Source organism: Rhodococcus sp. T7 (assembly GCF_009872365.1).
Taxonomy (GTDB): domain Bacteria; phylum Actinomycetota; class Actinomycetes; order Mycobacteriales; family Mycobacteriaceae; genus Rhodococcus_F.
This window is the reverse complement of the sequence record NZ_WXYH01000008.1, coordinates 1-7,393: the sequence shown is the minus strand read 5'-3', so window position 1 is coordinate 7,393 and position 7,393 is coordinate 1. Positions and strand designations below refer to the sequence as shown.

At 67.5% G+C, this 7,393-nt stretch carries 8 protein-coding genes and 1 pseudogene; 3 read left to right on the top strand and 6 right to left on the bottom strand.

Annotation, left to right across the window (positions count from 1 at the left end):
* Positions 1 to 114: 114 nt before the first annotated feature.
* The 3 genes from MLGJGCBP_RS01110 to MLGJGCBP_RS01100 all read right to left on the bottom strand — a co-directional run bounded on the left by MLGJGCBP_RS01110 (position 115) and on the right by MLGJGCBP_RS01100 (position 2,906).
* The gene (locus MLGJGCBP_RS01110) at positions 115 to 1,122 is read right to left on the bottom strand and encodes an NAD(P)H-dependent glycerol-3-phosphate dehydrogenase (protein ID WP_160093735.1); all 1,008 of its coding nucleotides are present in this window, start codon (positions 1,120 to 1,122) and stop codon (positions 115 to 117) included.
* 120 nt (positions 1,123 to 1,242) lie between these two features.
* Positions 1,243 to 2,583: a helicase-associated domain-containing protein gene (locus tag MLGJGCBP_RS01105; protein ID WP_160093734.1), complete on the bottom strand. Its 1,341-nt coding sequence runs from the start codon at positions 2,581 to 2,583 to the stop codon at positions 1,243 to 1,245.
* Positions 2,584 to 2,597: 14 nt separating this feature from the next.
* On the bottom strand, positions 2,598 to 2,906 hold the full coding sequence (locus tag MLGJGCBP_RS01100) for a calcium-binding protein (protein ID WP_160093733.1): 309 nt from the start codon (positions 2,904 to 2,906) through the stop codon (positions 2,598 to 2,600).
* A gap of 184 nt (positions 2,907 to 3,090) precedes the next feature.
* Between MLGJGCBP_RS01100 and MLGJGCBP_RS01095 the strand changes: the two genes are divergently transcribed.
* Entirely contained in the window at positions 3,091 to 3,534 is a 444-nt protein-coding gene (locus MLGJGCBP_RS01095) for an antitoxin Xre/MbcA/ParS toxin-binding domain-containing protein (protein WP_236580859.1), read from the top strand.
* A complete protein-coding gene (locus tag MLGJGCBP_RS01090; RefSeq protein WP_160093732.1) occupies positions 3,535 to 4,092 on the top strand; it encodes an RES domain-containing protein in 558 nt (185 codons plus the stop codon).
* A gap of 82 nt (positions 4,093 to 4,174) precedes the next feature.
* Here MLGJGCBP_RS01090 and MLGJGCBP_RS01085 read toward each other — a convergent pair whose 3' ends face one another.
* From MLGJGCBP_RS01085 to MLGJGCBP_RS01075, 3 genes are all read right to left on the bottom strand, one after another.
* Complete coding sequence (locus MLGJGCBP_RS01085; protein ID WP_160093731.1) at positions 4,175 to 5,530, bottom strand: MFS transporter; 1,356 nt, start codon at positions 5,528 to 5,530, stop codon at positions 4,175 to 4,177.
* Positions 5,531 to 5,580: 50 nt separating this feature from the next.
* Positions 5,581 to 5,967 (bottom strand): carboxymuconolactone decarboxylase family protein, encoded by a 387-nt coding sequence (locus tag MLGJGCBP_RS01080; protein ID WP_160093730.1) that lies wholly within the window; start codon positions 5,965 to 5,967, stop codon positions 5,581 to 5,583.
* Positions 5,968 to 6,117: 150 nt separating this feature from the next.
* Complete coding sequence (locus MLGJGCBP_RS01075; RefSeq protein WP_160093729.1) at positions 6,118 to 7,122, bottom strand: AraC family transcriptional regulator; 1,005 nt, start codon at positions 7,120 to 7,122, stop codon at positions 6,118 to 6,120.
* 159 nt (positions 7,123 to 7,281) lie between these two features.
* Between MLGJGCBP_RS01075 and MLGJGCBP_RS01070 the strand changes: the two are divergent.
* Positions 7,282 to 7,393 (top strand): annotated as a pseudogene (locus tag MLGJGCBP_RS01070) (3-keto-5-aminohexanoate cleavage protein); the annotation flags it as partial.

Genomic DNA, 7,393 nt, shown 5'->3' with positions numbered 1-7,393 from the left:
CGTCCCCGCACGACGCTGCTCGCTGGGGTGCCTCCATTCAGGAGTCTGCCCCAGTTTTCTAGGAGATTGCTTAGAAACGTCTAGATAGTGCTACTTCCGGTTGCAGTTGTGCGATCACGCCAAATCGTCCTCACCGCCTGCAGCGACTTTCTGCAGGCCACGGTAGGCGCCTTGCGGCGTCTGCCGGCCTGCGACGACCGCCTCGACCTCCGCGGCGATGGGCATGTCGACGTTGTAGTCGCGGGCCAACTCCATCACGGTGGGGGCGGTCTTGACGCCCTCGGCCACCTGCCCCAGCTTGGCGACGGCCTCCTCGACGGTCATGCCGCGGGCAATGAATTCGCCCACCCGCCGGTTGCGGGAACTCGGGGCCATACATGTGGCGATCAGGTCTCCGACCCCGGTGAGCCCGGCGAACGTCCGCGGGTTCGCGCCCATCGCCTCGCCCAGCCGGGTCATCTCGGCCAGCCCGCGTGCGAGGACCATCGCGCGGGTGTTGTCCCCGACGTCCAGTCCGTCGGCCATCCCCGAGGCGATGGCCACGATGTTCTTCAGCACGCCGCCGAGTTCGCAGCCCAGCACATCGGTGTTCCGGTACACGCGGAACACCGCCGACGCGAACAACGGCTGCAACGCGGTGGCGACCCGGACGTCCTGGGTGGCGACGACCGACGCCGCGGCAAGCCCGTCGACGATCTCCCGCGCAATGTTGGGGCCCGCGAGGAGCCCGACCGGATGCCCCGGCAAGCATTCGGCAATCACCTCGGTGGGCCGCAACCGTGTTCCCGGCTCGAGCCCCTTCGCCAGCGACAGCACCGGCACCCACGCCCGCACCTCGTTGGCGATCTGAGTAAGCGTGCTGCGGACCGCGTGCGACGGTACCCCGACCACGAGAACGTCGGCTGCCTGCGCCGCTTCCACCAGGTCGGCCGTCGAGCGCATGGAGTCGGGGAGTGCCCGCTCGCCGAGATAACGGGAATTGCGATGCTCGGTGTTGATCTCGTCCGCAGTATCCGAATTCCGCGCCCACAGCAGGGTCGGCGTGTTGTGGGCGGCGAGACCGGCCACCGTCGTTCCCCACGAACCGGCGCCGAGCACGACGACGCGTACCGGCCGGGCCATTACCGATCACTCATCGAGTTGATGCTGTCCATGATCTCAAGCGTGGCATTTGTGAGGCGTTCACGAAGCTGATTCGGCAAGTCCCGGCGGCGGCTGCCACCGGGAGGTTGACGTCTTCGGTCAGGGGGTGTTCGGCCCGGGCAGCGCGTAGCCGAGTTTGTGTAGGGCCCTGCGGAACTTCGGTTCGTGTTCGAGGGGGACCGCGAGGTGGCGGTCGCCGATCGGACGGCACAGTGTGCGGAGTGCGCGGTCACGGGTGATGAGCGCGGCGAGTGCGGAATCGGTGCATTCGATCACCCGGGCGTGGCCGTGGTCGGTGAGCTGGCTGGCTCGGCGGGTGACGTCGTCGACGACGGTCCTCAGTGTGCCGGGCAGCTCATGGTCGGTGCGCCGGGCGAGGAAGGTGGTGAGGTCCTCGAGGTGGCGACCACCATCGATCGCGGACAGCAGGCTCGCGGCGGAGACGGTCCAGACCCGGTCCGCGGTGTGCTCCGCGTATGCGGACAGCAGCAGCTGATCGGCGGGGGACAAGGTTCCGGTGACGACGATGTCGAGGTTGGGCAGGACTTTCAGAACCCGGGCTGGCGGGTTGTCGGCGGGCGGTTGATAGGTGTCGGTCAGGCCCAGGGTGTAGCAGCCCAGGGTGGTGAGCCGGATCGCCTGCAGTCCGTCATATCTGCTCAGCGCGTCCAGGTTGTCACCGCCCCAAATGTCGTGGAAGTCCGACCGTGCGCCGCTGGGGTGGCGGTAGTCGAGGTCGAGCAGCCCCAGTGTGCCGGCGTACTCGAACAGCACGGCCATCGTGTAGCGGCCCTCGAGGATCTCCCACCGGTGGTAACCGTCGTAGCCGAGACTGCCGTAATGCGGGTCGACGAGATAGAGCTTCCACAGCGCGCGCTCGCTGCGGGCGACGTTGGGGCTCATGCCTTTCCGTCGCATTGTCGTGAACATCGAATCCATGCCGATCCACTCGTCGGGTGGGCAGCCGGCCAATGCCGCAGCGACGGTCTGTCGGCGGGTCCTGGCCGAGGTGAGGACATTGTGTGCACGCTGACCCTTGATCTGCTCGATCCTGCTGAACTCGTCGATCACAGCGCGGGTGAGCCAGCGCCGCCACAGTTGGGAGATGACCTCGGCCGCCGGCCGACTCAGGGCGGTACGGCCCTTCGGGGTCAGCCGCAGGCGCCCGCCCTCGATTGTGGCGAGCCCACCGGCCTGGATGATCAGCGGCCACGCGAACGACGCGATCGGGTCGTCGGGGTAGAAGTCGCCGTGCGCGAGCTGTGAGCCCACGGCGGCGACCGTCGCCGCGGAGGGGCGGTGGGTCTTGTCGCTGCACCGCAGTTCACCGGCCGCGCACAGCTGCAACACCGTGTGCAGATTCGACATCGCCTCCTGCTCGGTCACTCGTATCCGGTGCTCCCCGGTCGTGCTCGGGAGTGCGGTGTCGCCTGTGTTCACGCTCGTGTCCTCACCTATCTCAGCCAGTGGCGGTATGCCTCGATCCACTCGGCACCGTCGGGTGGTGGTGCCGGCAAGGGCAGGTCGAGGATTCGGATACGCTGTCGCGACCGGCCGCGGGTACAGATCACAACGATGTGGTCGTCGGTCAGGTCGATGCCGGACACGGTGACCTGGGCACCGAGCACACGGGTGTGGAACGGCACGTCGAGGTGCTCGTCGAGCATGGTGTAGAAGCCGGTGACGCACTCGCTGTCGTTGTAGCAGTCGACCGTGGCCTCCGCGACCATGGCCTCCAGCGCGCCGCGGTTGGGTGATCTCACGGCGACGAGGATAGCCCGAAGCGCTGGCGAGAGGGGCCCGGCCTGGGCCGCAAGTGCAAGGCGTGCCATCGCGGCAAGGCCGACTTCCCGCTCGCCGAACATGACGGGTGGCGGTAAGGACGGCGTTCCGCCCACGGACAGTGCGCGGCACCTACCCAACGAAAATGTTGGGTAGCATAGGTACATGGCAAGCGCGAGGACACGTGAGACGTCAGCGAAGGCGGCTGCGACGAAGAAGGCCGCGGAGCGTACGGCGCGGACCATTGGCCACGCGGGCAGCGCACCCCGGGCGGCGGATGATCCGTTGTCCGCGGAGCGGGTGCGGTACCTGACCGGTGAGTTCGGTGGCGCGCAACTCGCGGCGATCGTGGGGGTGAACCGGTCCCAGCCCTCTCGGTGGATCAAGGGCCAGGAGAGACCGGGGCCGGGAGCGGCGCCTCTGTTGATCGACCTCGAGCATGTGCTGGCACGTGCTCGTTTGGTGTGGGGTGAGACGGCGGCCCGGACCTGGCTCGAAAGCGCGAACACGTACCTCGACGGGGCGCGGCCGCTCGAGGTGCTGCAGCTGTCGGGGCCCGCACCGGTGCTCGAAGCGTTGGACGCGGAGGCCTGGGGCGGGGCCGCCTGAGTGCTGGTCTATCGCGTCTTCCCGTACCTGTCCACCGCGGCGCCGGGGCAACCGGGCCACCCACTGTACGAGCATCGACCGCAGCGCGGCGGCCGGATCGATCACCCGGATTATTACGTCTGGTACGTTTCGCGGCTGGCTGAGGCGGCCTGTGGGGAGAGTTTCGGCAACCTCGCCCGCTGGGAGGATTCGATGCTCGAGTTCCCGCTTTTGCCGGGTTCGCGGCGCGCGCTGGGGGTGTTCGAGTTGCCTGATGACCTGCGAATCCTCGACCTGGATGATCCGGCGGAGTTGGTGCGCTTGGGACTGCGTCCGACGCAGGTCGTGACCCGGAATCTGACGGTCACCCAGCGGTGGGGGCATCGGATCTGGTCGGAAACCGAACCCCACACGGGGGACCGGGCGTGGCAGGCGGTGGCATGGTGGTCGTATCACCGCCCGCAGTGGTCGGTGCTGGCGGGCTGGCTGCGCCCGCAGTTGGTGCGGGTCGAACCGCTCGCGCTCGATCACCCCGCGATCGTCGATGCGGCGAAGGCCCTCCAGCGCATCGTGATGTAACCGGCAAGTGCAATCGTCGAGGTGTATGACATTTCGGCAAGTCCCGGTGGCGGCTGCCACCGGGACTTGCCGAGTCGGAAACCTAGACCTTGGCCGCGGCGGCACTCTGCGCCGCGAGCTTCGCGAGCCCGGCCGGGTACATCCGCTTGCCGAGGAACAGGGCGACGATCGCCAGCACGTACACCAGCGGTGCCAGCTGCAGGGCGCCGAGCAGGCCGAGGCGGTCGGCGAGGATGCCGATGACGAAGGGGCCGGTGGCCAGGCCGAGGACGTTGTTGGTCACGGTCAGGCTGCCGAGGGCCGAGGCCCGCACCGACTGGTGGGTCAGACCCGCCACCATGGCGGCGGTGGGGCCGGACGAGCCGGCGGCGAAGAAGGCGCCGATGCCCAGCAGAATCAGCTGGGACGCACCGGTTTCCAGCTGAAATGCGATTCCGAGCGAGGTCAGCGAGATCGTGCAGTAGATGATCGCGCTCGTCCACTTCGCGGCGGCGTTGTTTCGGCCGACCCGGTCGGTGATCATGCCGCAGACGATCATGCCGATGGCGATCAGCAACACGAACGCCGACGCAACCGCGCCCGCCTTGTCCGGGGCCATGCCGTAGTAGCGGTTGAAGAAGCTGGGGGCCCAGGCGAGCAGCACGGCCGCGTTGAACATCTGCAGTCCGCCGCCGAGGTATGCGCACCACACGGTCGGGTTGGTGAACAGTGTCGACACGGGGACGCGGATCGCGGGTTCGTCGGGGCGGGCGGCTTCGGCGGTGTCGTCGGTGGCGGCGTGCTCGGCCAGGCGGCGTTCGGTGACGATCGTGCGGAATGCGAGGACCAGGATGAGTCCGAGGACCGCCATCGCGGCGAACGACCAGCGCCAGCTCAGGTGCACGGCGATGACGGCGCCGAGCGAGACTCCGACGACGGAGCCGAAGGAACCGCCGGCCATGAACGCGCCGCTGAGCGTGGAGTGGACGCGTGGCGCGAAGACGCTGAGAACCACGGCGATTCCGACACTTCCGTACGCGGCCTCGCCGACACCGACCAGGAAGCGCGCGGCGAGCATCTGCTCGTAGCTGGAGGCGATCGCGCACAGCAGGGTCGCGACACTCCACAGCGAGGCCATCAGCACCAGGGACTTCACGCGCCCCCAGCGGTCGGCCAGCAGGGACAGCGGGAGGGTGAGCAGCCCGACCATCAGCGCGACGATGCTGGTGAGGGATGCGAGCTGGGAATCCGTCAGTGCCCAGTCAGCCTTCAGGAACGGGAAGACCGCACTGAGAACCTGGCGGGACATGTAGTCGGACAGCAGCAACGCGAACGCGAGGGCGAAAACGAGCCAGGGGTAGAACGAGGAGCGTCGGGTGCGGCGGTCGGCGGTCGGCACGGAACTCGACGGGCCGGCGACTGCGATCTCGAGTTCGGACGTGGTGGGATGCGGTCCCATGGATGCTCCTGAGGGTGCGGATGGAGAGGGAGAGAGTGGGGGAGCGGCGTTCAGTGTGCCGGGTGCCGGGACTCGTACGCGTCGAGTTCCTCCGCGAGGATCGGCACGCCGAGATTGCAGGCGTGGATTCCGAGGACGCTGACCATCTCGAGGACGGTGAGGATCTCCTCCTTGGACACACCGAGTTCGAGTGCGGCCCGGATGTGCCTGCGCACTCCCGGCGCGTACAGGTGGGTGGCGGCGGCATCGATGGCAATGCTGAGCAGTTCGACGAACTCGGGCGTGAACACCCCACGCTGCACGGGAGTGGCGTTCATGGCCATGAACTGCTCGGTCCACTCCGGATCCCACTGGGACAATGTGTCCCACAGCGGATTCCAGCTTCCCGCACTCTTCATTCGGTCGAGTGTCGGGGTGGGTATCGGCTCAGCGGTCATGGCGGCTCGTTTCACGGAGAGCGAATCGGGTGTGATGCGGGCTATGGCCCGACCCGATAGTGGCCTGCATCACGCTACGTGTCTCATGAGCCGATTAGTTGCCCCTACGGGACGGAATTCTTTGCATTTCGGGACATCAGTCGCCGTCACCTATCCCGTGGTCTGTTTGCGCCACTCGCGAGGACTCATGCCGAACTGCTGATGGAACCACCGGGAGAAACTGCTCGGCGTCGAGAAGGCGAGCATCTCGGAGATTTCCGTCAACGAGTAACGCCGGCCGGTGACCATGCGTTTCGCGAGTTCGGCGCGGGTGGAGTCGAGGACGGAGGTGAAGGTCTCTCCCGATTTCGCGAGGTGTCGGTGCACCGTCCGGCGGTCGACGCCGAGGCTGCGGGCGACCTGCTCGATCGAGCAACGCCCGCTCGGCAGCAGCAGTTCGACGAGTTCGCGCACGCGATTGGTGAGGGTCGGTTCCTCCGGCGTGCCGAGCGTGTCGAGGATCTGCTGCGCATAGGACCGCAGCAACGGGTCGGACAGTCTGTTCGGCTCGTCCAGATCGCCTGTGTAGACCAGGATTCCGGAGTACTCGCTGTCGAAGTGGAGTGGCGCGCCGAAGACCTGCCGGTGCGTCGAGTCGTCGGCCGGTCGTCCGTGTTCGAAGCTGACGGACACCGGATGCCACCGCTCACCCAGCAGTTGCCGCAACAGCTGGTGGGTCACCGCGACCGCCAGTTCGACGGACTGCCGGACCGGCACGGGTTCGCCGGGATCGAAGCGGATTCGTATGGTGGCCAGGCCGTCGCGCTCGGACAGCCGGATGTGCAGTGCCTCGTTGTACGTGTGCTGGAAGCGGATCAGCATTCGCAGTGCGCTTCGCGCGTCGGGCTCGTCACGGATGCCGACGCTCAGTGGGCCGAGGGTGGACAGGCGCCGCCGCTCGGCCAGCTTCAGCGCGAAGTCCTGGCGACCCGACGTCGCCGCGGACAACTCGAGGAGACGGGCGACCGACGCTGCGGGCACCCAGCGGTCCTGCAGGTCCAGCCCGGCCGGGTCGAGTCCGACGCTCGTCAGCAGCTGCACCGGGTCGAGCGAGAGGGTGCGGCCCAGGTCGACGAAGCCGGTCAGTGCGGCATACCGGGCGAGGGGCTTGGCCATCCGCGTCACCTTCCGTCGCATGCGTCCCGCTCGGCTGGGTGTCCCGAACAGGAAACAAATATGTCCCTTCAGGGTAAGTATGCACCGCATCCCGTGGCTACCGTTGTGTCAGCTGAGTCACAGTCCCGCCGTCCGCAACCTTTCGAACGGAGAACACCCATGCATTTCCACGACGACGCCCTCTTCCCCGAGAACCAGGAGAAGCTGGTCATCACGTGCGCCCCGTACGGTCCCGAGTGGGAGCCGGACGACTTCCGCGAGGACCTGCCGC